This is a genomic window from Micromonospora sp. NPDC051543, assembly GCF_044454415.1.
Lineage (GTDB): Bacteria > Actinomycetota > Actinomycetes > Mycobacteriales > Micromonosporaceae > Micromonospora.
The window spans coordinates 331,549-355,556 of record NZ_JBITDT010000003.1 but is presented as its reverse complement, the minus strand read 5'-3'; the positions used below and the strand labels follow the sequence as shown (position 1 = coordinate 355,556).

The following is a 24,008-nucleotide window of genomic DNA, read 5'->3' as shown; positions in this document are numbered from 1 at the left end:
GACACCCCGCCGCCCGTCCAGCGTCTGACGGGCGGCGGGTTCGCCGACTACTGCGCGGCTGACCGCAGGATGTCGACGACGAAGCGGTGGTCGTCCAACTGCGGAAGCCCCGAGACGCCCATCCAGCCCACCACGCCGGTGCCGCGCACCCGCAGCGGCAGCGCGCCCCCGGCGGCGGCGTACCGGGAGGCCGGCAGCCCGTAGCGCTCGGTCAGCGTCACGTTCTTGTCCTGGCAGAGCCGGGCCACGTAGAGCGACGAGTGCTCGAAGCGCATCACCACCCGGCCCTTGCGGCGCAGCCAGGCGTCGTTGTCCTGCGTGGAGCCGGGCAGGCCACAGTGGAACAGCTGACGCCCGGCCCGCCACACGCCCACCGCGACCGGCAGCGCCCGCTCGCTCGCGGCGGCCACGGCGCGCATGCCCAGCTCGTACGCGTCCGTCTCGGACAGGCCGGTACGTTCCAGCTCCGCCTCCTCGCGGAGCAGCTCGTCCAGGGTCGGCCAGGAATCGTGGTCGGATGGCATCGGTTTCTCCTCGTCGTTCACCAGGCGCACGGCGCGTAGTCCTTCAGGAAGCAGCCGTACAGGTCCTCGCCCTGCTCGCCGCGGACGATCGGGTCGTACACCCGGGCCGCGCCGTCGACCAGGTCCAGTGGGGCGTGGAACCCCTCGTCAGCCAGGCGCATCTTCGTCGGGTGCGGCCGCTCGTCGGTGATCCAACCCGTGTCGACGCTGGTCATCAGGATGCCGTCGGTCAGCATCTCCTGGGCGCTGGTGCGGGTCAGCATGTTCAACGCGGCCTTGGCCATGTTGGTGTGCGGGTGCCCCGGACCCTTGTAGCCGCGACCGAACTGCCCCTCCATCGCCGAGACGTTCACCACGTACTTGCGGCGGGCCGGCGCGGCGGCCATCGCCGGACGTAGCCGGCTGACCAGCACGAACGGCGCGGTCACGTTGCACAACTGCACTTCCAGCAGCTCGACCGGGTCGACCTCCTGCACCCGCTGCACCCAGCTGTTGACCGGGTCGAGGTCCGGCACGAGACCGCCGGCGTCGATGGCGGTGGACGCCGCGATCCGCTCCGGCGAGGCGGAACGACTGGTCAACGCCAGTGCGGTGAGCGCGTGTGGGGTGAGGGCCGGCGACTCCGAGCCGGTGGTGAGCGCGCCACCCGCGCCGGCCGGCTTGGTGAACGTGATCAGCTCCGGCAGGGGACCGTCCGGCAGGGCCGCGGCCTCCGCGGCGACGAGCTGGGCGTACGCCCCGGGCGAGCGGCGGACCGTCTGCGCCGCGTTGTTGATCAGGATGTCGAGGGGGCCCTGGCTGCTGACCGAGTCGGCGAGGGCGATCACCTGCGCCGGGTCGCGCAGGTCGATGCCGACGATCCGCAGGCGGTGCAGCCAGTCCGCGCTGTCGGGCATCGCGGCGAACCGGCGGACCGCGTCGTGCGGGAACCGCGTCGTCACCGTCGTGTGCGCGCCGTCACGTAGCAGCCGCAGCGCGATGTACATGCCGATCTTCGCGCGCCCGCCGGTGAGCAGCGCGCGCCGACCGGTCAGGTCGGTACGGGCGTCCCGGCGCTCCCGGTTCAGCGCGGCGCAGGACGGGCAGAGCTGGTGGTAGAAGGCGTCCACCTCGCGGTAGCGCTGCTTGCAGATGTAGCAGCCGCGCGGGTTGTGCAGGAGCCCCGCCGTCGTGCCGCTGGTGGGGGAGGCGAGCGGGATGCCCTGGGTTTCGTCGTCGATCCGACCCGGGGCGCCGGTGGCCGTGGCCTCCGTCACCGCGCGGTCGGCCGCCAGGATGGCGTCGCGCCGCTCCTCACGTCGCCGCTGCTTGATCACCTTGTAGAGCTTCGCGGTGGCCCGCTGCACCCGCACCACGTCGGGGTGGTCGGGAGGAAGGGCCTCCAACGCCTCGAAGACGCTCAGGCAGGTCTCCAGCCGGTTCCGGTCGATGCCGCCCTGGGCGTTGTCGGGAATGTTGTCCACCGTCATGCGTCGTTGTCTCGTCCCGTTTCCTGTGCCGGATTTCGCCGGCCCACCCCAAGTCCGACCCGAAACTGTACGCACCGCGGCGTCCCGGCCGCACCTCGCGCCGTCGGGCACCCTGCACGGCTCTGTGGTGCGCGTGAGGGATGCTGGTCCCGTGCAGATCACCATCCTCGGTCCCCTCGCCGTCGACGGCCGGCCGGTCCGGGGCGAGCGGTTGGCCGCGGTGCTCCGCGCGCTCGTCGACGCGCGCGGTCGGGCGGTCTCCACCAGCCTGCTCGTGGACGCGGTCTGGGATGGCGCCCCGCCGGACGACGCGACCGGCGCGGTGCAGGCGCTCGTGTCCCGCGTACGTCGTCTCGGGCTGCCCGTGTTGGCCGTGCCGGGGGGTTACCGCCTGCCGGCCGAGGAGGTGACCGTCGACGCGGTCGAGGCACGGGCGCTCGTCGAGAGCGGTCGGGTCGCGCTGCGGGCCGGTGACGCGCGCGCGGCCCGCGACGCGGCGGACCGGGCTCGCGCCCTGTTTCCCGAGGTGCCGGAGATCGCCGGCGCGGACGACGCGCGCCTGTTCGCCGACGTCGCCGCGCTGCGCGCCGAGGCGGCGCTCGCCGGCGCGGGCCCGTACGACGAGGCCGACCTGCGTCGGCTGGCCGCGCGGACGCCCCCGGACGAGCCGTCCGCCGCCCTGCTGGTCCGGGTGCTTGCCGCACAGGGGCGGGAGGCGGAGGCGTTGGAGGTGGTCGAACGTCTCCGCGACGAGCTTGCCGACCGCTACGGCACCGACCCGTCCCCGGTGGTCACACAGGCCCACCTCGCGCTGCTGCGCGGCGAACTCAACCAGCCGGCCGTCGTCGCGCCACCCCGTCCGCCGGCACGCGTCGTCCTGCCCGCCGCGTGGCGTCGGCCGATGACCGCCCTGCTGGGCCGCGAGCGGGACGTCGCGGCCCTGGACGAGGCGCTCGACGAGTCGGCCCTGGTGACGATCGTGGCCTCCGGCGGCGCGGGCAAGACCCGCCTCGCCGCCGAGGTCACCCGTCGCGCGGCGGCGGCCGGGCAGGGGGTACGGGTGGTCGAGCTGGCCGGTCTGCGCTCGCCCGACGAGGTGCTGCCCACCGTGCTCGCGGCGCTCGGCGGCGCCGACACCTCGTCCACCGGCGGCAACCTGGGCCTCGAACGCCGGGTGCTCAGCCCCGAGGAGCGGTTGCGCGCTCTGGCGCCGGACCTCGACGGGCTGGTCGTGCTGGACAACTGCGAGCACGTCCTCGACGCGGTTGCCACCGTCGTCGCCGATCTGCTCGCGGTGGTCTCCCCGGAGGTGGCGGTGCTCGCGACCAGTCGCGCCCCGCTGGGCCTGGCCGGTGAGCGGGTCCACCGACTGACCGCCCTGCCGGACTCCGACGCGCTCGGGCTGGTCGAGTCCCGGGCACGGGCCGGCGGCGCGGTGCCGACCTGGGACACCGCCCGGGCTCTCGCGCTGTGCAACCGGCTCGACAACCTGCCGTTGGCCCTCGAACTGGCCGCCGCGCGGCTGCGGCACATGCCGATCGACGACGTGCTCGCCGGGCTGACCGACCGGTTCGCCCTGCTCGACGACGCGCTGCGGGGTCTGCCGGAGCGCCACGCGAGCCTGTGGGCCATGGTCGACTGGAGCCGCGAGCTGCTCGCGCCCGACGACCGGGCGCTGCTGCAACGGGTCGCGGTCATCCCCGCGCCGTTCACCGCCGACCTCGCCGCCGCGGTTGCCGGGACGCCGGACGTCCGTCGTGGCCTCGCCACGCTCGTCGAACAGTCCCTGCTGACCCTGGTCGAGGCCGACGGGCCACCCCGCTACCGGATGCTGGAGACCGTCCGCGAGTACGGCGAGGCCCGACTCGGCGCGTCCGGCGACCGGGACGCGGCGATGGCCGGCCTGGCGGGGTGGTGCCGGAACGAGGCCGTGGCGCTCAGCGACCGTTTCGTCGGCCCCGACCAGGTGGAGGCGCTCGATCGTTGCGCCGCCGAGCAGGACAACCTGGTCGCGGGCCTGCGGTGGGCGCTGGGTCAGGACGACGAGCCGGCCGTCGTCGACGTCGCCACCGCGCTCATGCACCTCTGGACGGTGCGCGGCCTGCACCTGGAGGTCCTCGCGTGGGCGCGCCCGCTGCTGCACGTCGACGAGCCCCGGCGGCGGCAGCGGTCGGCGATCCTGCGTGGCCCGGCCAGCGGCCGCCCGCTGCCCGACGGCGACCGGCTCGCCTGGACGTGCCTGCTGATCGGGGTGAACGCCGGCATCAGCGCCGATCTGCGACTCGCCGTGCTCGCTCGGCGGGCCCTGCGGACGCTGCTGGCCCAGCGGTCCGCCGAGGTCTCGCCACGGCTGGCCGCGCTGGCCTCGGCCCTGCCCGGCTTCGACGACTCCGACCCCGAGCGGAGCCTGAAGAGCGCGGCCGAGATGATCGCGCACCCCGACCCGTACGTGCAGGGGTTCGGGCTGTTCGCGCGCGGGGCGGTCCGGGAGAACAACGGCCTGGGACCGGTGTTGGCCGACGACGCCGAGCAGGCGTACCACCGTTTCGAGCTGGCCGGCGACCACTGGGCCATGGCGATGGCGGCGGGCGCCGTCGGGCAGCTCCTGCTTCCTGGCGGGGACGCCCGCTCGGCCGAGTGGCTGGCGCGCAGCGTCCGCCACATGGAGTTGATCGGCGCCCAGCAGGACGCCCGCTCGATCCGGGTCCGGCTGGACGTGCAGCTCGCCATCGCCGGTGACGCGGACGCGGAGCGGCGACTCGGCGAGACGGCCGGACTGGGCCAGGCCGAGCAGGTGGATGTCGCGCAGGCGCTGCTCGGTCTGGCGCATCTCGCCTGGCAGCGTGGACGCTACGACGAGGCGCTCGCGCTCGCCGACGAGGTGATCCGCACGCTCGTCGGATGGACGGGGCCACCGCCGCAGCCGCGCGTGATGATCCGGTCCTCGGTGGCCGTGCTGCATCTGCGGGTGGCCGACGCGCGGCGGGCGCCGGGCGACGCCGCCGTGGCCGTCGCCCAGGCCGCCGCGTTGCTCGCGCTCTCCCGCGACGACGCGTTGAGCTCGCGGGATCTTCCGGTGATCGGGTCATGGGCGTCGGGCGGCGCGGAACTCGCCGCGTACCGGGACGAGGTTGGCGCAGCCCGCGAGCTGTTCGCCCTCGCGCGACGGCTCGGCACGCACATGGAGACATTCTTCCCGGCCGGACGCGCGGAACGACTCGACACCGCCCTCGGGGACGAGGAGCAGCGCGAGTCGTCGCTGGCCGCGTGGCGCGCCCGGCCGGTGGCCGCCGCCGTCAACCGGATCGCCGAGCTGATGGACGACCTGGGTCAGACCTTGCGGCGGTAGGCGCGCAGCGCCATCGGCATGAACACCGCCACGAAGCCGGCGCACCAGGCGAGGGTCCACCACACGTGCGCGTCGAGCGGGGTGCCGAGGAACAGTCCGCGGACCGAGGCCACCAGGTGGGTCATCGGGTTGACCTTCACGAAGGCCTGCATCCAGCCGGGCAGGGTGTCGGTGCCGACGAACACGTTCGACCCGAAGCTCAGCGGCATGATCAGGGCGAACATCAGGCCCTGCACGGCACCCGGGGTACGCACCTTCATCGACACCCAGACCGGCAGCCAGCTCAGGCAGAGCGCGAACAGCACCGCGAGCACGCAGCCGGCGATCGCCCGGAACGGGTCGGTGTCGATCCGGAAGCCCATCAGGTAGCCGATCGCGAGGGTCGAGACCGTGACGATGACGTACCGGACGACGTCGCCGAGGACCGCGCCGACAAGCGGTGCGGAGCGGGGGACCGGCAGTGACCGGAACCGGTCGAAGATGCCCTTGGCGATGTCGGTGTTGAGGTTCACGCCGATCGCGATCGCCCCGGTCGCGATGGTCTGCGCCAGGATGCCCGGCAGCAGGAACTGCAGGTAGTCATGGGTGGAGCCGGCGACCGCCCCGCCGAAGATGTAGACGAAGATGACCAGGAACAGCACCGGTTGCAGCGTGACGTCGATCAGCGCCTCGGGCGTACGCCAGGTCTTGATGAGGCTGCGCTTGGCGAGCGCCAGCGAGTGCCGCACCAGTCGGAACGGTCGCGGGTTCACCGCTGCCGTCGACAGCGCCGGACCCGTCGTGGGTGGTGCGCCCAACAGGGTGCTCATGCCGCTACCTCCGTACGCGAAGTGGTGTCGTCCTCGGATGCCGTACGCCCGGTGAGGGTGAAGAACACCTCGTCGAGGCTGGGCAGGTGCAGGGAGAGTTCGGTGACGGCGATGCCGGCGGAGGCCAGGCGCGCGACGCTCTCGGTCAGCGCCGTGTCGTCGGTGACCGGCACGGCGAGGACGCCCCTGCGGATCTCGTCGGCCTGCCCGCCCGAGCCGACCTCGGTCAGGATCGCCGCGGTTCGGGGGAGCTGCCCCGGGTCGGTCGGCCGGACCTCGAGGGTCTGCCCGCCGACGATCCGCTTGAGCCCGTCGGGCGTGTCGTGCGCGATGACCCGGCCGTGGTCGATCACCGTGATCGCGTCGGCCAGCGCGTCGGCCTCCTCCAGGTACTGCGTGGTGAGCAGCACCGTCGAGCCGTTGGTCACCAGCGATCGGACCACGTCCCACATGTCCTCGCGTTTGGCCGGGTCCAGCCCGGTCGTCGGCTCGTCCAGGAAGATCACTTCCGGCGAGCCCACGAGGCTCGCGGCCAGGTCGAGCCGTCGCCGCATACCCCCGGAGTACGTCTTGGCGGGCCGGTTCGCGGCGTCGGTCAGGTCGAACCACTCGAGCAGTTCGGTGGCCCGCCGCCGGGCACCGGCGCGACCGAGGTCCAGCAGGGTGCCGAACAGCTCCAGGTTCTGCCGCCCGGTCAGGTCCTCGTCGACCGAGGCGTACTGGCCGGTGAGGCCGATCCGCTGCCGGACCCGCCCGGCGTCGCGGACGACGTCGAAGCCGCCGATGCGGGCGCTTCCGGCGTCCGGGGTCAGCAGGGTGGAGAGGATGCGGACGGCCGTGGTCTTGCCGGCGCCGTTGGGGCCGAGCACCCCGAGCACCGTCCCCCGGGGTACGGCGAGGTCCACGCCCTGCAGCGCCCTCGTCTTTCCGAAGGTCTTGACGAGGCCCTCGGCCTCGATCACCAGATCGCTTGTCATGCCGACCAGCGTGCGCGGCGCACCTGACACGGCTCCGACACGCCGCTGACAGCCCCGCCGACGCGGGCTGACACCGGTGCCGTCGCGAGGGCGGCCGTGGGCGCGGGCGTCGCGATATGCTGGCGGCGGCAGAGCGCCTGCCCGCGCCCGATGTGGTGGCCCACGCCCGACCACATACCTGGGGCCAAGAGTCACCGACTCCGCGCGGTCGTGTCGATTCTCGGCGTGCCGGTCACGTCGCCCGCTCCGTGGAGCGCGTGGGGCTGCACCGGAGGCGTCATGTCCGATCACCCGTCCCGCCGTTCCCCCGTCGCGGGCCGCGCCCGCCGGCGCGCCATCCGGGAGCAGGCGGCCCGCACCGGCGTCGGCTGCGCGGTGGCTGCCCGGCAACTCGACTCGGCCGGTCTGAAGCCCGGCAAAACCCTCGCCACGTACGGCCGGACGATCTATCCGACCAGCGTCGACCCGTACCGTCAGGCCCTCGTCGACCACCGCGAACGGCGCTCGTTCGCCGAGCGGGTGGCCGACACGCGCCGCGCGGCGACGCTGCCGGAGGGCCGCGCCGCGCACCTCGTCGAACGTTTCCCGCCCAGCCGCGGGCCAGCCGGCTCCGGCGTCGGTCGGCTCTACCACGGCGAGGGTCGGCAGGAGTTGCTCGCCATGCTGTACCTCGTGGTCGCGGCCGAGTCGCCGGGACTGCTGCCCGAGGTGGGGGACGTCGCCTGGATCGCGGAGCTGGGCGAGGACACGGCGGTCGACACGGCGTGCGCCGATGTCGACCGGGAGGCCCGCCGGCTGCTCGAGGAGACGCCGACGCGGCTCTGGTCGGCGATCGAGGAGGCGTTGGCCGTCGTCGAGGCCGGCGGCGACGGGCAGCTCCGCCACGCGGCGGTCCGCCAGGCCGCGCTGCTACGCACGATGATGACGCCGCGCCTCGGCTCCGCGGCCGAGCTGTACGTGCCGGGACTGCCGGCCGCCGGCGTGGGACAGATCCTCGACGCGCTGCTCATCGTGGCCGACGACGGGCATGCCCCGGGCACCCGGGTACGACGTGTCGCGGGGGCGGACGACGCGCGCCTCGCCACGATCGTCGGGGCGCGGTGGGGGTCGGCGGGGCCACCGGTGGGCTACCTCGTCTGGCCCGATGGCGCGACGGCCCCCGTGTCCGTCCCGGCCGACGATCTGGTGGTGCTGGCCGGGCAGGAGTCCGTCCCACGGTGAGCCGTCGGTTCACCGCCTCGGAATCCGGGGTTGGTGCGCTCGCCGGCCGCTGCCATAATGACGGTGGCGCCCGTCGATGTCCGTGGGCCCGGGGGAAGCCCTCCGCAAGGCGCGGATGGTGGGGGTCGAAACCCGGAGGCCGCGATGGACCTTGTCCCCGACGCTACCGCCCTCTCCAGCCTGGTCGACCTGCTCGGCGCGGTGCTGCAACTGGCCGCCGCGGTGGTCAGCCTCATGGCGATCGGCGCCGCCCGTGGGAGTCGCCGTCGGCGGGACCGCGACGTCTAGGTGTTGTATCCGGACGAAACCGCAACGCCGCCGGTCGTCGTCCGGGCCCGCCGCAGGCCGGCCAGTCCTTATGAAACAGGCCCTGGCGCTCCATAACCCCGAGGTACGACCCAGAGGGGATGACCCGCAACATCCATTTCCATCAATACGATTGCCGCTATCGATCAGGTGCGCCCACAAGGTGTGCCGTCCCGAAGCGGAGGAATGCATGGTTCGCTGGCGTACCCTCACCGGCCTGGTAGCCGCCGCGCTGACCGCGGCCAGCCTCACCCTCGCGGCGCCTGCCGCCGCGGCCGACAACCCCGTCACGCCGAACGTGGTCGGCGGCACCCGCGCCGCCCAGGGCGAGTTCCCGTTCATGGTGCGGCTCTCGATGGGCTGCGGCGGGGCCCTCTACAGCTCCCGGCTGGTGCTCACCGCCGCGCACTGCGTGGGCGCGACCGGCACCAACACCAGCATCACCGCGACCCTCGGGGTGGTCGACCTCCAGTCGTCCAGCCGGATCACCGTCCGGTCCAACTACGTCTACCGCGCGCCCGGCTACAACGGCAACGGCAAGGACTGGGCGCTGATCCGGCTGGCCACCCCCGTCACCGGGCTGAGCACGTTGAAGATCGCCACCACGACCGCGTACGACAGCGGCACCTTCACCGTCGCCGGCTGGGGCGCGGCGCGCGAGGGTGGCGCACAGCAGCGGTACCTGCTCAAGGCCACCGTGCCGTTCGTCAGCGACTCCACCTGCAACTCCAACTACGGAGGCGACCTCATCCCCGCCGAGGAGATCTGCGCCGGCTACGCCAGCGGCGGCACGGACACCTGCCAGGGCGACTCGGGCGGCCCGATGTTCCGTCGTGACGCCGCCAACGCCTGGGTCCAGGTCGGCATCGTCAGCTGGGGCAACGGCTGCGCCCGACCCAACTACCCGGGCGTCTACACCCAGGTGAGCTACTTCGCCTCGTCGATCGCCTCGGCCGCGGCGAGTCTCGGCGGCTGACCGCGCGGCACGAGGGGGCGGCCCGGATTTCGGCGGTCCGGGCCGCCCTCAAGTGCCGTGTGGCGTCCGGCGGACCGGGCGAACCGCAGTGGGCCAGCCGACAGAATCGGTGGCCGCGCGTCCCGGGGCGGACGGGGCGGCCATGATGGGTCCGTGCAGATCCTGTCCATCCAGTCGTCGGTCGCCTACGGCCACGTCGGCAACTCGGCCGCCGTCTTCCCCCTCCAGCGTCTCGGGCACGAGGTGTGGCCGGTGTTGACCGTCCACTTCTCCAACCACACCGGGTACGGCGCGTGGCGCGGCCCGTTGCTGGCGGCCGCCGACGTGGCCGAGGTGATCGCGGGCATCGCCGACCGGGGCGTTCTCGGCAGCGCCGACGCGGTGCTGTCCGGATACCAGGGCGACCCGGCGATGGGCGCCGTGATCCTGGACGCCGTCGCCCAGGTCAAGGCCGCCAACCCGGCCGCCGTGTACTGCTGCGACCCGGTGATGGGCGACGTCGGCCGGGGGATGTTCGTCCGGCCCGGCATCCCGGAGTACCTGCGCGACACCGTCGTGCCGCGCGCCGACATCATCACGCCGAACCACTTCGAGCTGGACTTCCTCGCCGGCCGTACGACCACGACCCTCGCCCAGGTGCTGGAGGCGGTCGACGTCGTCCGCGCCACCGGGCCGAGGCACGCCCTGGTGACGAGCGTGCTGCACGACGACGTGCCGGCGGGTTCGCTGGAGGTGGTGGCGGTCTCCGACGAGGGCGCCTGGGCGGTCACCACCCCGCTGCTGCCGATCAACCCGAACGGCGGCGGCGACGTCACCGCGGCGCTGTACCTGGCGCACCTGTCGACCACCGGCTCACCGGCCACCGCGCTGGAGCGCACCGTCTCCTCGGTCTTCACCGTCCTCGAAGCGACCCTCGCGGCGGGCACCCGGGAGATCCAGCTGATCGCCGCGCAGGACGCGATCGCCGAGCCGCCGGCCCGGTTCACGGCCCGCCGGCTGCGCTGACGTCGGACCGGGTTGGCTCAGCTCAGCGCGTCGTCGCGCAGCACCGCGTGCGCGCCCACGGTCTGGTTGACGATCTGGGTCACCCGTACGTCGACGACGACGCTGGCCAGCGCCACCGCGTCCGGCCGGCTGACGCCGTGCAGCCGTTGCAGCAGGGTCATCATCGCCTCCAGGGCGCGGAACGTCGCCTCGTCGAGGGACGCTCCCACGCCCAGCGTCAGCCAGGCGTCGGCGGTACGGGCCGCCGGTCCGGTGACCGGGAAGTCGTCGCGGACGTCGAAGGTCAGCGTCACCTCGTCCATCGGGCACTCGATCGCCGTGCCGCCCACCTCGCCGTCGCCCTGGGCGGCGTGCCCGTCCCCGACCGAGAACAAGGCTCCGTCGACCGTGATCGGCAGCAACAGCGTGGTCCCGGCGGTCAGGTCCTTGCAGTCCAGGTTGCCGCCGCACTCGCGCGGCGGGGTGGTGGAGTGCCGTCCCGGTTCCGCCGGCGGCATGCCGAGCACCCCCATGAAGGGACGCAACGCCACCGTGTGGCCGTGCTGGTTGCGGCCGGTCATCGTCGCCGGGTCCAGCTCCCAGGCGTGCACCACCTGTGTCGACTCGACGTCGTAGCGCTCGTTGAAGACGCTCGGCCACCCGCCCGCCACCGTCGTACCCCACGTGCCCGGGACGATCGCGTCGATGCGTACCGCGAGGGTCTGGCCGGCACGAGCGCCGCGGACGGCGACCGGCCCGACGAGCGCGTGCCCGTCCTCGGGTCGGCGCTGCGGGACCCGGGGGCGGTCCCGGTTCGCGCCGCCGGGGTACGGGCCGGCCGACCACCAGCAGTCCAGGGTTCGGTAGGTGACGGTGTCGCCGGAGTCGATGGTGAGCACCGGCGCGAGGTCGGGGGAGAAGTGCCCGTGCAGGGTCTTGTCGTCGGGTGCGAGGGTGTGTCGCATCTGCGCAGGCTACGTCTCGATCCGGTGTGGCGCGACCGCCGGTGGGCGTGGGTGCGCGGCCGAACGGGTCGGCCGCGCACCCTGCCCGGATCGGGTCAGTCGACGGTCGGCGGCGCCGTGCGGGCAGCCTCGGCCAGTGCCTTGGCGGCGGTGGCGTACGGGTTGTAGCTGTAGCTGCGCGCCAACCCGGCCGGGACGGTGAAGTACTCGACCGACAGCTTCGCCGGGTCGCTGGCCAGTTCGCCACGGGCGGGTACGTCGTTACCGTCGTCCCAGCCCCAGGGGGCGTTCGCGGAGTTCGCCGAGCAGCTCCAGGTGCCGACGCCGCAGTCGCCGGAGGTGTCCCCGGCGAAGGTGCCCAGGCTGGCGAAGAGGTTCGTGTTGGTCCGCTGCGCCCACAGGCCGCCGGTGGCGAACATGTCGACGAGCTGGTAGCGGACGTTGCGGTCGTCGCCGCTCTCCGGCGTCTCGGCCACCGTGGACGGGTAGTAGACCAGGCCGTCGCCGTTGATGGCGTACTGCGGGTACGCCTTCAGTCCGTGGCCCTGCGCCTCCTGGGCGGTGACCGGGTGCGGGAAGGAGTCGTGCGGCGAGGACTGGAACTGCAGGGTGCCGTCGACGCTCTCCCGGCCGCTGGTCCAGGTGCTGCCGACCGGGGTGTACGAGTAGAAGTCGCTGTGCGCGACGGTGACCGCCCCGCGCAGGACGCCGTACGCGGAGCCGTCCCGCTCGATCGCGAAGAGGACGCCCTCGCCGTCGTTCTCGTGCTCGGTCTCGAAGAACGGGTGGTCGGTCCAGTCCCGGGGGTGGAAGAACAGGTACGTGAGGTACCAGTGCGTGCTCGTCTCCACGACGGAGTAGTACACGTGCGCGGCGAGCGACGTTCCGGACGTGCCGACGCGGTCCCAGTTGTTGCGTCCGTTCAGGTCGCCGTCGAAGTCCACGGCGGTGACGTAGTCGCTCTGGCCGCCCAGGGCGTGTGTGCCGGTGGCGTCGACGTCCTGATAGTGGATGGGTGCCCAGCGCAGGGCCAGCTCGGCACGGCTGACCGCGGCGGTTGCGGGTGACGGCGTGGTGAGCGGGGTGAGCGTCAGCGCCAGCGCGGTGGCCGCCGCCGTCAGTGCCCTCGTCACCCGTCGGTTGGTGTTGCTCCTGTCGCGCATGGTGTGCTCCCGCGTCGAAGTGACCTACCACTATGGATGATCGTCGATCCGGAATTCCGGCGCGTGTCCTCGCGGCGACGGGAAGGCGGCGGGCGTCCGACGGGCTCGCGACAGTCCGCTTGTATCGACACTCGTCGAATGCAATGCTGTGGTTCGGCCGCGCTCGGGAGCCGGCGTGGTCGATCTCTGCTCCGGAGTCGGGGACGCGCGAGGTGGGCTTCACCACCCGCGCCCGGGCAGTCCCCGTCAGCGGCCGCATGCCGATCGCCGTCGGGCGGCCGCCGCGCAGGTCCGGACCCGTACGGTCGGCCGCCCATCCGTGGCCGCGACGGCGACGGCTTCTCGGAGGTACGGATGCGTCGCATCGTCCTGGCTCTCACGACCATCGCCCTGACCACCGCCACGACCGGCCGGGCCGCGACGACCGGCGTCGCCCAGGCGGCGCCGGCACCCACGGCATCGGTCACGGCAGCGCCGACACCCACTCCGGTCTGCCCGCCGGCACTGCCCATCGGCGGTCGGGTGTCCGCGGCCACCACCACCAGCCTGACCATCGCCTACTACATCGTGCTCAGCCCGCCGTGCGGCTACCGGCCGCCGATCACGGTCGGACTCTTCGCCAGCCGCGACGACGCCTACGCGTGGCGGAACCCGGTGGGCGAGCTGGTCTCCGCCGAGCGCGACGGGACCGTCACCTTCGACCGGCTGACCCCCGACAGCGAGTACTGGTACGGGTTCCGCGACTCCGAAGACCGGTGGGAGCCCTACTACGGGGGCAGCGGTCGGACCGCCGCGCTGACGTCCTGCCGGGCGACCGCCACCATCGACTCGCGCTGGGGCACCGGATTCGTCGCCACGGTGACGGTCCGCAACGTCGGCACGCAACCATTGGACCAGTGGCGCGTGTCGTGGCGCTGGGCCGGCGACGAGCGGATCCAGGCGGTGTGGGGCGGTGTCGTCGACCCGGCCGGCGCCGATGTGGTGGTGCGCAACGCACCGTACAACGGGACGCTGGCGCCGGATGGGTCGACGACGTTCGGTCTGCTCGCGACGGCCAGCGCGCCGCCGGCCGGGCTGACGCTGACCTGCGCGCGCTGATCCCGGGCGACGTACCCGGGGGTCGGCGTCGCGTCAGGGCTTGCGGGCCACCGCGCCGTAGGCGTCGATACCCCGGGCGTCGGCCTCGTCCGGCCGCCACAGCGGGATCGGCACGAGACCGGGCTCCACCATCGTCAGCCCGGAGAAGCAGCCGGCGAGATCCTCCGGGCTGCGCAGGATGTACGGGACGCCGCCGTTCTCGGCCAGCCGCTGCGCGCCGGAGACGACCTGCGGGCTGGTGTTGGTGCCGTCCCAGAGCACCAGGTGGCTGCCGGACGCGGTCGCGCCCATCGTCCGATCGACGATCGAGCGCACCACCTCCAGATCCGGCTCGTACCCCAGCACGCCCATGAACATGACGGCAATCGGCTGGTCGAAGTCGAGCGTCCGCGCCGCCTCGGCGAGGATGGCCTCCGGGTCGTGGTAGTCGGCCGGCATGTACGTCGTGACACCCTGGACGGTCGTGCTGGCCAGCAGCGCGCGGGCGTGCACGAGAACCATCGGGTCGTTGTCGACGTAGACGATCCGCGCGTCGGGCGTGACGCCCTGGGCGACCGCGTGGGTGTTCTGCATGGTCGGCAGGCCGGTGCCGATGTCCAGGAACTGCCGGATGCCCGCCTCGGCGGCCAGGTAACGGACCGCCCGGACCAGGAAGCGGCGGGACTGCTGCGCCATCAGGACGATCTCCGGGTAGACCTCGGCGACCGCGTCACCGGCCGCCCGGTCGGACTGGAAGTTGTCCTTGCCGCCCATCCAGTAGTTCCAGATCCGCGCCGCGTGCGGCACGTCGGGCTGAAGCGTCGCGGTGAGTTCGGCATCCGGGCCGGCCATGCCAGGCTCCTATCGAGGGGTCCGTCGGGGTGAAACGAATTGTCCACTATCGACACCGCTGGCCCCGACCGGGTCGCCCGCCACCGGGACGGGCGACCCGCCGACGTGTCACGGCGCTTCGACGACCTCCCGGCCCAGCGGCCAGAAGGCGGCCGGGACGAGCTTGAAGTTGGCGATGCCGAAGGGGATCCCGATGATCGTCACGCAGAGCGCGATGCCGGCGAGGATGTGGGACAGGGCCAGCCACCAACCGGCCAGCACCACCCAGAGCACGTTCGCCAGCCCGGAGCCGACGCCCGCGCCCGGTTTGGGCACCAGCGTGCGGCCGAAGGGCCACAGCGAGTAGACGGCGAGGCGCAGCGCGGCGACGCCGAACGGGATGGTGACGACCAGCAGGAAGCAGATCAGCGCGGCGAAGCCGTAGCCGATCGCCAGCACGAGGCCACCGCCGAAGATGAGCCACAGGACGTTCAGGACGAAGCGAATCACCCCTTCAGCATGAGCGATGCTCGCCACCGGGTCCGGACCGCCGTCGGGATCGACCCGGCGGGCGGGGCTCAGTTCGACAGGCCGCCGCACGCGGTCCCGTCGATCGTGCACGCCGTCGGCGTCGCGCCGACCGCAGCGCCGTTGACCCGGAAGGTCACCCGCGTCGAGGCGCTGCCCGGCACCTGCCCCACGCTGCCGTCCGGCACGAACGTCCACACCGCGCCGTCCTGGCTGGCCCGCGCGCCCTCGACCGCGCTGACCCGCAGCGACTCCCGGGGCAGCGTGATGGTCAGCGTCCACCGCGTCGCCGGCACCGGCCCCGGATTGTTGATCGTCACGCTCGCGCCGTAGCTGAGCAGCGCCGTGTCCTCGATGACGAAGTCGGCGGCGAGGGCCGCCGGGGTCGGCGAGGCCGACGACGGGGTCACGGCCGGCGCGCTGGACGGTGGCTCGACGGGTGGCCGCGCGGCGCTGGCCGAGGGCGACCCCACGGTGGTCGGGCTGGTGGCGGCCGGCTGTGCCTGCCCCCGGGGCGTACCGGGGCCCGGCGTTCCCAACTGGTCCACCGACGGGGGCGCGTCCAGGGTCACCGGCGCGAGCTGCTCCGGGGTACGCACCACGCTGACGATCGAGACCACCGTCGCCACCACCACCCCGAGCGCCGCGAATACGGCGACCCAGGTGGCCCGCGACACGTCGGCCTGGCCGGTGACCACCCGCCGTACGGCTGCGGCGGCGGCCACGATCCGGTCCAGCAGGATGATCGCCACAGTACGCCGTGGCTGCGGCGGTGTTGCCGGCACTGCCTTTCTCCCCTTCACTTCGTCGCCGGAAGCCCGCCCGCGACCGCCGGGTCGCGGTGGCACCCGAGCGGTCACAGGGCGCGCAGCCCGACGAGTATCGACTCGAGCAGCTCCTGCGACGGCAGCTCCGACAGCGACGGCGGTTCGTGCGTCTCGACCAACCCCGCCCCCAGCAGGTCACCGAGGAGGACCCGAACGGTGCCGAGGGGCAGATCCAGCTCGGCGCTGACCTCAGCCACCGACACTGGATGGTGACACAGCTCGACGATCCGCGCCTGTTCGGGGAAGAGCGACGTGGGCGACGTCGCCGACCGCCGCGCGACGACCAGTGAGATCAGGTCGAACCGGCCGCGCTCCGGCGTCGTACGCCCACCGGTCATCGTGTACGGACGGGCGACCGGGCCGGCGTCGTCGTCGTACCACGCCTCGTCAGCGGATCCGGCGCTGGGCACCAGAATCTCCGCTCCTCGCCGCGGCGGCGGTCTCCAGGCGGATCGGCAGGTGCCGTTCGGCCTGCCCGACGAAGAGCGCGACCTCGTACGCCATGTCGCCCACCTCGACCTCGTCGCCGGAGATCCGCACGGTCAGGATGGTCCCGTTCGAGATGGTGGCGACGAAGAGGAACGCCCGCGACATCTGCACCACGATCTGACGCAGCCCGCCCGCGTCGCAGGTCCGGGTGGCGGCCAGTCCCAGCGCCAACAGGCCGGCGACGATCCCGGAGATCTGTTCGGCCAGCTTCGCCTCCACCTGCTGGGAACCGCCGAGCGGAAGCCCGTCCGGGGAGAGCACCACGGCGAACTCCGCACCGCGTACCCGGTCCACCAGGCGGTCCAGCGCACCGGTCAGGCTGTCCTCGGTGACCACTGCGTGCGTCATCGATGTCTCCTCGTTGTTCTCGTGATCGGCAGCTCGACGGTCTCGGGGCCGGCGTTGCCGGGACCGGGCACGGTCGGCCCGGATTGGCGGATCCGCATCGGCAGCCCGTCGGCGCTGCCCGCCGGCCTCGCGTCGGGCACCTCGACCGCCCCGGGCATCGGCCGGTACGCGGGCCCCGGCGACGTCGCGTCCGGCCCGCCCGTCACGGTGACCAGCTCGGCCGGCAGGTGCACGATGGCCGCCGTTCCGCCGCGTCGGCTGGGCCGCAGGACGACCCGGGCGCCGCACCGGGCGGCCAGCAGCGCGACCGCGTACAGCCCTCCGGCGTTGCTCGGGGGGTCGCTCGGCGGGCTGGCGAGCAGGCGGTTCGCCTCGTCGAGCGCGGCGGCGTCGAGGCCGGGGCCGTCGTCGACCACCACGATCGCGCAGCCGTGCGGCCGGTGCTCGCCGGTGACCCGGACCGTGGTGTCGGTGGTCGAGAAGGTCAGGGCGTTCTCGATCAACTCGGCGAGCAGGTGCACGACGTCCGTGACGGCGGGGCCGGCGAGCGACCACGGCCAGTGCGGCGCCACCAGGACCCGGTGGTATTCCGGCACCTCGGCGACCGCGCCGCGCGTCACGTCGAGCAGGGGGACCGGGCGTCGCCAGCGGCGCGCGGGCCGCGCCCCGGCGAGGGTGATCACCTTTTCCACGTTGCGGCGGATGCGGGTGGTGAGATGGTCGAGCTGGAACAGCTCGTCGGCCTCCGCGGCGTCGTGTTCCCGCCGCTGCATCGCGTCGAGCAGGTCGAGCTGGTCGCGCAGCAGGGCCTGGTTGCGCCGGGTGATCCCCAGGAACAGGTCGGTCGCGCGACGTTCCCGCGCCGGCCCGCCGCCCTGCTGATCGCCGCCGTTCTCGGCAACCGGCGCCAGATTGTCGCCGGGCGCGGTCGGCGGTTCCGACCGAGGCTGATCGGCGACCGGCGGGGCATCGTGCCCGGGCCCGCGGCGTACGGCCCTGGCCCAGCCCAGCAGCACCGCGAGTACGGCGATCAGCCCGAGACCCACCACCAGGCCGGTCCGCCCCACGATCACCGCGGCGCCGGGTGTGGCCCGTTCGACGCTCGCGCGGGCGGTCGTCGTCACCAGCTCGTGCAGCGCGCCGAGGGCGGGGTCCGCCGCCGCGCGCCACTCCTGCGCGCTGACCCCGCGCAGCGCGTCGGCCCGGTCCGTGCGCAGCAGCGTGTCCTCCACGGCGAGCAGGCCCGCGAACTCGGGGCCCGCCACGAGCCGCTGGTACGCGCTGTGGCCGCCGGCCGGCAGACCGCCCGTCGCCTCGGCCCGGGCGTACCGCTGGACGGCCACCAGCTCGACCAGCCGGCGGCGCTCCTCGACGCTCAGCCGACCGCTCAGAACGGCCGCCGTGACCAGGGTGTCCTCCCGGGCCAGCAGCTCACGGGCACGGGCCAGCGCGATCACCGCGCGGGTGTCGACCGCCAGCCTGCTCTCGTGCGCGCCCCACTCCGGTCCGTACACGTCGAAGGCGGCGTCGACGAGCTGGTCGTACCCGTCGACCGCGCCCGCCTGGTCGAGCTGCCTGTCGTCCACCCGGGACCGGATCGCCCCCAGCCCGTTCAGCCTCCGGATCAGGGTATCGGCCCGGTCGCGGACCGCGCCCGCGCTGAGCAGGCGCAGGTCGTGTCCGTTCCCGAAGGCCCGGACCTGCGCCGCCGCCGCGTCGGTCGCCGCCCGCGCCCCGGCCAGCGTGGCCCGCGCGGGCGCGGCGTCGGCCAGCGTCTCGGCGGTCGCCCGACGCTCGGTCTGCAGGCTCAGGACCAGCCGGTCGATGGGCTGACCCAGGGTGTCGGCCAGGGCCCGCACCCGCAGCAGGTCGGCGGCGTCCTGGCCGGTGAGCCAGGCCGCGTACGACCACAACGTGAGCAGCACCGCCGCCGTCGCGACGAGCCGGACCCCCGATCGCCGTGCGCGTGTCACGTGGCGCTCCGTCCGGTGCGCCGGCTCATCGGGCCGACCGCTGCGGCCACGGCTGCCCGGCGGCGTCGCTGGCCCGGTCGGCGACCATCGTCCGCAGCAACGCCAGCAGCTCCGCCCGGTTGGCGCAGTGCAGCCTGTTGCGCATGCGCGCCACGTGGTGCTCCACGGTCTTGGCCGAGATGAAGAGCCGGTCACCGATCTCCCGGTAGGTCAGCCCGGCCAACACCAGCTCGGCCACCTCGTACTCGCGGTCGCTCAGCCCCTGCTGGGTGGGGCCGGCGGCGGCGACGGGCGTGGCGGTCGCGCCGTCGCTCGGGCGCTGCCCACCGGTCGCGCCGGCCGGCCGCCCCTGGAGCACCCGGGCGCACTCGAGCAGGGTGGTCATCGCCCGTCGGTCCGCGGTGCGGATCGCGGCCTGCCCGGCGAGGCGGGCGCCGTCCCAGCACAGCCCGGTGTCGTGCAGGCCCCGGGCGGCGGCCTCGACCCGCACCGGGTCGACCACACCACGTAGCACCTCGACCCAGCTCTCGGCGGCCGCGGCGACCACACCGGCGTAGCGGCTGTGCTCGGCGGCGGCGAGCAGGGCGGCGACGTGGTCGTCGGCGGACGTCGGCTCGCCGGTCAGGATGGCGGCGTGCAGGCCGCTCCAGTGCAGCGGGACGCTCCACAGGGTCGGGGTGCCGAGTCGGTCGAGCAGCGCGGCGCCCTCCCGCAGGTAGGGCGCCAACCGGGCCACGTCACCGAGCCGCGCGCCCGCGATGGCAAGTTCGCCCAGCGGCAGCAGCGTGAACAGGTCGACCCCGTGGCGGACCACCGCCTCCAGCGCCTGGCCCCACCCCCGCTTGAGCGCGCCGAGGTCGCTGGTGCGCCGGGCGATGCCCATCCGCAGCGCGGCGGCGAAGAGCAGGTCGCGGGATTCCAACGGGCGTTCGTCGGCGGTGACCGTGGCGAGGCGCTCGGCGGCCGCGAGCGTCTGACCTCGGACCATGAGGATCCAGGCCTGCAACAGCCGGTGCCGACGGGCCATCAGCGGGCCGCCCACACCGCCGGCCTGCGCGCGGTGCAGGACCCGCTCGGCGATGTCCAGCTCGCCACAGTGCACGGCGGTCAGCGCGGCCAGCGCGGCCGGACTGTCCGGCAGCAGGACCGCCCGACCGTCCGGCTCCAACAGGGCGGCGGACTGCACGAGCGCGGAGAGCGCCGCGCTCGGCGTGCCGGTGACGCCCTCGCGTACGCCGTCGGCCATCAGCCGGGCGGCGCTGGCGTGCAGGGTGGGCGGTGCGCCGGCGGGCTCGTCCACGCGCGACCCGGCGGCGGTCAGGTCGCCGATGGCGAACCCGCCCACGGCGGCGAACGCCACCGACGAGGCGGTGCCCGACCACCGGTACAGCTCGACGCTGCGGCCGGCGTGGCCCCGGTGTGCCAGCGCGGTCGCGGCCACCGCGGCCGCCTCGGCGCGGACCGCCGGGTCGGCGGTGGTCAGCAGCCGGTCCGCCAGGCGCAGCGCGTCGTCGAGGTCACCGGCGAGCGCGGCCGCGAGAGCCTGCCGGGCGCCGGTCGGGTGCCCGGCCGCGGTCGCGGCGGCGAACAGCTCGGCGGCGAAGGCCGGCTCGTCGGCGAGCGCCTCCTGCGCCGCCGCGGCGAGTGTCGGGGCCGGACAGTCGCCGAGGACACCCACCGCGAGCAGCGAGCGGACCAGCGGTAGCACCGGGCCGCCCCGGGCGAGCTGCAACTCGGTGAGGCGTCGCCAGAGGGCGCTGCGCTCGGTGGCCGGGCTGAGCGTGGTGACCGCCCGGCGGACCAGCGGGGTGAGCCGGCCGTCCGCGCCGATCAGGCCGGCCGCCCGGGTCGTGGCGATCAGCTCGTCGACCGCCTCCGGCTCCTGATCCAGGAGCGGGCCGAGCATGGCCACCGGCAGCGGTACGCCGGCCGCGACCGCGAGCAACAGTCGTCGTACGGGGGTGGGCTGGATCTCCAGCTCCGGCGCGAACTCGAGGACGACGGTCCGGGGCGGCTCGGTCGGGGCGGTGGTCAGGCTCGGTGCCGCGCGCAGGCCGCGGGTGAGCCGCTCGACGTCGCGGGGGACGCCCCCGGTCTGCGTGTGTACGAAGTCGACGAGTTCGGCACGCGGGGTCAACTCGGGGACGGCGGCGACGCAGGCCCCGGTCTGCTCCCGGTTGAACGGCCCGAGCAGTACGGCCTGCCCGTCGCGGCGCAGCGTGTCGACCAGCTCGGTGAGGGCCGCCGACCGGGGCCAGGGGCGGTGGGCGACGACCAGCCGGTGCCGGCGGGTGGCGACCAGGCGCAGCAGCACGCCGATCCGCTCGTCGTCGAGCAGGTGCGCGTCGTCGACCAGGATCAGGTCGTCCGGGTCGACGGGCTCGCCGGGCCCGGGTACGCCCGTGCGCACGGTGACGCCGGCCCGTTGCTGGATGCGCGTCAGCTCGACGAGCAGGGCGGTCTTGCCGTGCCCGGCGGGGCCGGCCAGGCCGATGCTGAGCGGCGCGGCCGGATCGTCGGCGACCCTGTCCAGCAGGGCCCTGGGCGCCCGGCCCAGCACCAGTCGGGAGTCGGCGAGGTCGTTCATGATCATTGTGGTCATCCTTCGCGTCCCCGGCTGAGCGTCAGTGCCAGGCGGGACGCCTTCGGCAGGTCAAGGGGCAGGATCCGGACCGGCGGTCGGGGTGGCGGTTCGCCCGGGTCGGTGGCGTGGTCCCGGGGCCGCCGCAGGGCCGGGAGGCTCGCCCGGCCGCCACCCGGGACCGGCGCCGGATCGCGGACCGGGACCGGGGGACCAGGGCGCGGTCGGGGTGACACCACCTGGCAGGCCGCGCTCGCCGCTCCGGTGGCGGCGGTGAGCTGCGCGTCGGGCTCGACCTCGACCGGCACCTTGAGCGCTGTGCTGATCAGCTCGGTGACCAGCGGGATGCGGGTCGAGCCGCCGGCCAACAGGACGCCGTCGAGCTGCGTCGGCGTCAGGCCGGCACCGTGCACGGTGCGCAGCAGGAGGTCCACGGTGGCCTGCACGGTGGGGCGGATCATCGCCTCGAACTGCGCGCGGGTCACCGGTATCCGCGCCGGACCGGTCGGCAGGCTCAACACCACGTCGGCGGCCGGCTCGACGGTCAGCGCCCGCTTGACCCGGTCACACTCGGCCGGAAGGCCACGCAGGGCCGCGTGGTGGTCCCGCCGCCCGATGGCGGCCAGCTCCCGGGACAGCACGGTACGGACGTGGCTGGCCAGCAGCTCGTCGAAGTCGGCTCCGCCGATCGGGTCGAGACCCTGTGGCGTGCCGAAGCTCTCGTAGGTGCCGCGCGGGGTGCGCCGGACCAGGGCCGCCTCGAAACTGGCGCCGCCCAACGCGTAGACGGCCGCCGTGGTGCCCGCGAAGCCACGCGCCGCGTGACTCTCCGCGACCGTGACCGTGCGGGGGAGTAGCGTCACCGTGCGCAGCCCGAGGTCGACGAGCGCCCGGCGCAGCAGCTCCCGCCGGTACGGCCGCCAGCTGGCCGGGTGACTGAGCACCACCGCCTCGGCCCGGCCGCCTTCCGCGGCATGCACCTGTTCCACCACCCACGCCGCCAACTCCGCCGTGAGCGTCTGCGGCGCGCACGCCTCGCCACCGAGCAGCAGGGGCACGTCGTCACCGATGCGGCGAACGAAATCCCTGGTGGTACGACTGCCGTCGTCGGTGGCGGGCCCGCCGATGTGCAGCGCGCCGTCCTCGGCCAGGTGCAGCACCGACGGTACGAGCGGCGAGCCGGCGTTCAGCGGGACAGCCTCCGGACGCGTCCAGGTGCGGCCGTCGCGCCGAGCGACCGCGGCGGCGGTGTTGGTGCTTCCGATGTCTATCCCCAGGACGTACGGCATCCGTCTCTTCTCTTTCCGCGAGTGGCCGGCTGATGGCGATGGCGTCGGCGCTGTCCGGCGACCCACCCCCGGCGAAACCCGCGGGCCCCTACGTTCGTACCAGAGATCACTGCGTGGTCGGCACCCTAATCTGACCGGGACGGTTTCCCCCAGTCCCCCTAACGGGGGAGCCGGCGAATGCCCTAACGCGGCGTGATCGGTTGCGGGCGCAGCCCCGATGTCCGGGGCCGCCCCCGGCCATAGCGTTCCTCTCGACGAACGACGGCCGATGCCAATCCGAGGAGAACCGGCACATGGACTCGCAACAGACCCTCCACGACTTCGTGCTCGACCTGCTGACCAACCCCGACGCGCGGTCGGCGTTCGACCTCGACCCGGAGGGCGCGCTGCACGCCGCAGGGCTCAGCGACATCACCGCCGCCGACGTGCAGGACGTGGTGCCGCTGGTGGTCGACTACGCGCCGGGCGCGGGCCTCGCGCCGCTGACCCCGGTGGTCGGGCAGCTCGGCTTCGACCCGCTGGTGACCGACGCCACCGACGTGGTCGGTCAGTTGCAGAGCGTGGCGCAGCAGATCAGCGTCACCAGCTCGCCGTCCGGTGTGGACGTCAAGGCCGGTGTGCTCGGCGCCATCGCGGTCGACCCGTCGACCGTCGCCGCCGGGGTGAGCGTGCTGCCGGGTATCGGCCTGGGTGTCGGGCCGAGCGGCCTCGACACCGACCTGACCGGGGTGGCCGACGTGGCGCACACGCTCGACGCGGACGTGGTGCAGCCGGTCGACGGCATCGTCGACCCGGTGCTCGGCGGCGCGACCGGCACGGTCGGGGACCCGACCGGCGTGCTCGGCGTCACCGACCCGGTGCTCGGCGGTGACGTGACCGGTGGCGTCCTCTCCGGCGTGCACGGTCAGGTCGACGGCATCGTCGGCTCTCTCGGCGTCCACGACACCCTGGGTGGCCTGGGCCTCGGCGAGGGCGCCGTCGGTGGCGTGGTGCCGCCGGTGGACGTTCCGTCCGTGGTGGGCGGTGTCACGCACCACGTGGACAGTCTCCTTCCCGGGGTCACCGGCACGGTCGGTAGCGTCACGGGTGGGCTCACCGACGGTGTGACCGGCGACTCGCACGACGGGGGGCCCGCCTCGTCGGACCACGGGTTGCTGGGCATCACCGGCGGTCTGCTCTGACGGGATTTTCCGTCGGAAGCGGGGGGCCGGGGGGCGGGGGGCCACCACGGCGCAGGCCGGTTGGGTAGCGGCCCCCGATGGGTATAGTTGCGGCAAAAACCACCATGGTGGGGTGTGTGGGGGGTGTTGGGGGGGGCGTGA

21 protein-coding genes are annotated in these 24,008 nt (G+C 73.9%); 7 read left to right on the top strand and 14 right to left on the bottom strand.

Translation table 11 applies throughout. The features are described from left to right. Nucleotides 1-47 precede the first annotated feature (47 nt). Together ACIA3K_RS07345 and ACIA3K_RS07340 are read right to left on the bottom strand one after the other, a co-directional pair. On the bottom strand, nt 48-524 hold the full coding sequence (locus ACIA3K_RS07345; RefSeq protein WP_396799671.1) for a heme-degrading domain-containing protein: 477 nt from the start codon (nt 522-524) through the stop codon (nt 48-50). A 17-nt stretch (nt 525-541) separates the two neighbouring features. After that, nucleotides 542-1,993, bottom strand: a complete 1,452-nt coding sequence (locus ACIA3K_RS07340) for an SDR family NAD(P)-dependent oxidoreductase (protein ID WP_396799670.1) — start codon at nt 1,991-1,993, stop codon at nt 542-544. A gap of 151 nt (nt 1,994-2,144) precedes the next feature. On the opposite strand from ACIA3K_RS07340, the gene ACIA3K_RS07335 reads away from it, so the two are divergent. Then, nucleotides 2,145-5,342: an AfsR/SARP family transcriptional regulator gene (locus ACIA3K_RS07335; protein WP_396799669.1), complete on the top strand. Its 3,198-nt coding sequence runs from the start codon at nt 2,145-2,147 to the stop codon at nt 5,340-5,342. Here the strand turns inward: ACIA3K_RS07335 and ACIA3K_RS07330 are convergent. Both ACIA3K_RS07330 and ACIA3K_RS07325 read right to left on the bottom strand, forming a co-directional pair. Next, complete coding sequence (locus ACIA3K_RS07330) at nt 5,324-6,151, bottom strand: ABC transporter permease (RefSeq protein WP_396799668.1); 828 nt, start codon at nt 6,149-6,151, stop codon at nt 5,324-5,326. The two genes, ACIA3K_RS07335 and ACIA3K_RS07330, sit on opposite strands and share 19 nt — an antisense overlap. Further along, on the bottom strand, nt 6,148-7,128 hold the full coding sequence (locus ACIA3K_RS07325; RefSeq protein ID WP_396799667.1) for an ATP-binding cassette domain-containing protein: 981 nt from the start codon (nt 7,126-7,128) through the stop codon (nt 6,148-6,150). Before ACIA3K_RS07325 ends, ACIA3K_RS07330 begins: the two co-directional genes overlap by 4 nt. Nucleotides 7,129-7,407: 279 nt before the next feature. On the opposite strand from ACIA3K_RS07325, the gene ACIA3K_RS07320 reads away from it, so the two are divergent. From ACIA3K_RS07320 to pdxY, 4 genes are all read left to right on the top strand, one after another. Continuing rightward, the gene (locus ACIA3K_RS07320) at nt 7,408-8,349 is read left to right on the top strand and encodes a hypothetical protein (protein WP_396799666.1); all 942 of its coding nucleotides are present in this window, start codon (nt 7,408-7,410) and stop codon (nt 8,347-8,349) included. 144 nt (nt 8,350-8,493) lie between these two features. Beyond that, on the top strand, nt 8,494-8,637 hold the full coding sequence (locus ACIA3K_RS07315) for a hypothetical protein (RefSeq protein WP_396799665.1): 144 nt from the start codon (nt 8,494-8,496) through the stop codon (nt 8,635-8,637). Between the two features lie 208 nt (nt 8,638-8,845). After that, nucleotides 8,846-9,631 carry a S1 family peptidase gene (locus ACIA3K_RS07310; protein WP_396799664.1) on the top strand — a complete coding sequence of 262 codons (786 nt, stop codon included), beginning with the start codon at nt 8,846-8,848 and terminating at the stop codon, nt 9,629-9,631. A gap of 153 nt (nt 9,632-9,784) precedes the next feature. Further along, entirely contained in the window at nt 9,785-10,636 is an 852-nt protein-coding gene (pdxY, locus tag ACIA3K_RS07305) for a pyridoxal kinase PdxY (protein WP_396799663.1), read from the top strand. Nucleotides 10,637-10,653: 17 nt separating this feature from the next. On the opposite strand, the gene ACIA3K_RS07300 is transcribed toward pdxY, so the two are convergent. Both ACIA3K_RS07300 and ACIA3K_RS07295 read right to left on the bottom strand, forming a co-directional pair. Continuing rightward, nucleotides 10,654-11,580, bottom strand: a complete 927-nt coding sequence (locus ACIA3K_RS07300; protein ID WP_396799662.1) for an acetamidase/formamidase family protein — start codon at nt 11,578-11,580, stop codon at nt 10,654-10,656. A 95-nt stretch (nt 11,581-11,675) separates the two neighbouring features. Then, nucleotides 11,676-12,743 (bottom strand): hypothetical protein, encoded by a 1,068-nt coding sequence (locus tag ACIA3K_RS07295; protein ID WP_396799661.1) that lies wholly within the window; start codon nt 12,741-12,743, stop codon nt 11,676-11,678. A gap of 354 nt (nt 12,744-13,097) precedes the next feature. On the opposite strand from ACIA3K_RS07295, the gene ACIA3K_RS07290 reads away from it, so the two are divergent. Further along, nucleotides 13,098-13,841 (top strand): cellulose binding domain-containing protein, encoded by a 744-nt coding sequence (locus ACIA3K_RS07290; RefSeq protein ID WP_396799660.1) that lies wholly within the window; start codon nt 13,098-13,100, stop codon nt 13,839-13,841. A 33-nt stretch (nt 13,842-13,874) separates the two neighbouring features. Here the strand turns inward: ACIA3K_RS07290 and ACIA3K_RS07285 are convergent, their stop codons facing one another. From ACIA3K_RS07285 to ACIA3K_RS07250, 8 genes are all read right to left on the bottom strand, one after another. Further along, nucleotides 13,875-14,672: an SAM-dependent methyltransferase gene (locus ACIA3K_RS07285; protein ID WP_396799659.1), complete on the bottom strand. Its 798-nt coding sequence runs from the start codon at nt 14,670-14,672 to the stop codon at nt 13,875-13,877. Between the two features lie 108 nt (nt 14,673-14,780). Continuing rightward, the gene (locus ACIA3K_RS07280; RefSeq protein WP_355050086.1) at nt 14,781-15,161 is read right to left on the bottom strand and encodes a YccF domain-containing protein; all 381 of its coding nucleotides are present in this window, start codon (nt 15,159-15,161) and stop codon (nt 14,781-14,783) included. A 68-nt stretch (nt 15,162-15,229) separates the two neighbouring features. Then, the gene (locus tag ACIA3K_RS07275) at nt 15,230-15,964 is read right to left on the bottom strand and encodes a cellulose binding domain-containing protein (RefSeq protein WP_396799658.1); all 735 of its coding nucleotides are present in this window, start codon (nt 15,962-15,964) and stop codon (nt 15,230-15,232) included. 71 nt (nt 15,965-16,035) lie between these two features. Further along, nucleotides 16,036-16,416 carry a DUF742 domain-containing protein gene (locus tag ACIA3K_RS07270; protein ID WP_355050084.1) on the bottom strand — a complete coding sequence of 127 codons (381 nt, stop codon included), beginning with the start codon at nt 16,414-16,416 and terminating at the stop codon, nt 16,036-16,038. Then, on the bottom strand, nt 16,394-16,843 hold the full coding sequence (locus tag ACIA3K_RS07265) for a roadblock/LC7 domain-containing protein (protein ID WP_396799657.1): 450 nt from the start codon (nt 16,841-16,843) through the stop codon (nt 16,394-16,396). The genes ACIA3K_RS07270 and ACIA3K_RS07265 overlap by 23 nt, the downstream gene beginning before the upstream one ends. Then, nucleotides 16,840-18,816, bottom strand: coding sequence for a nitrate- and nitrite sensing domain-containing protein (locus ACIA3K_RS07260; protein ID WP_396799656.1), 1,977 nt, complete (start codon nt 18,814-18,816; stop codon nt 16,840-16,842). The genes ACIA3K_RS07265 and ACIA3K_RS07260 overlap by 4 nt, the downstream gene beginning before the upstream one ends. A 25-nt stretch (nt 18,817-18,841) precedes the next feature. Continuing rightward, nucleotides 18,842-21,409, bottom strand: coding sequence for a LuxR C-terminal-related transcriptional regulator (locus ACIA3K_RS07255; RefSeq protein ID WP_396799655.1), 2,568 nt, complete (start codon nt 21,407-21,409; stop codon nt 18,842-18,844). 5 nt (nt 21,410-21,414) lie between these two features. Further along, a complete protein-coding gene (locus ACIA3K_RS07250; protein ID WP_396799654.1) occupies nt 21,415-22,686 on the bottom strand; it encodes an Hsp70 family protein in 1,272 nt (423 codons plus the stop codon). A 293-nt stretch (nt 22,687-22,979) separates the two neighbouring features. Between ACIA3K_RS07250 and ACIA3K_RS07245 the strand changes: the two genes are divergently transcribed. After that, on the top strand, nt 22,980-23,867 hold the full coding sequence (locus ACIA3K_RS07245) for an IniB N-terminal domain-containing protein (protein ID WP_396799653.1): 888 nt from the start codon (nt 22,980-22,982) through the stop codon (nt 23,865-23,867). The last annotated feature ends 141 nt before the right edge of the window (nt 23,868-24,008 follow it).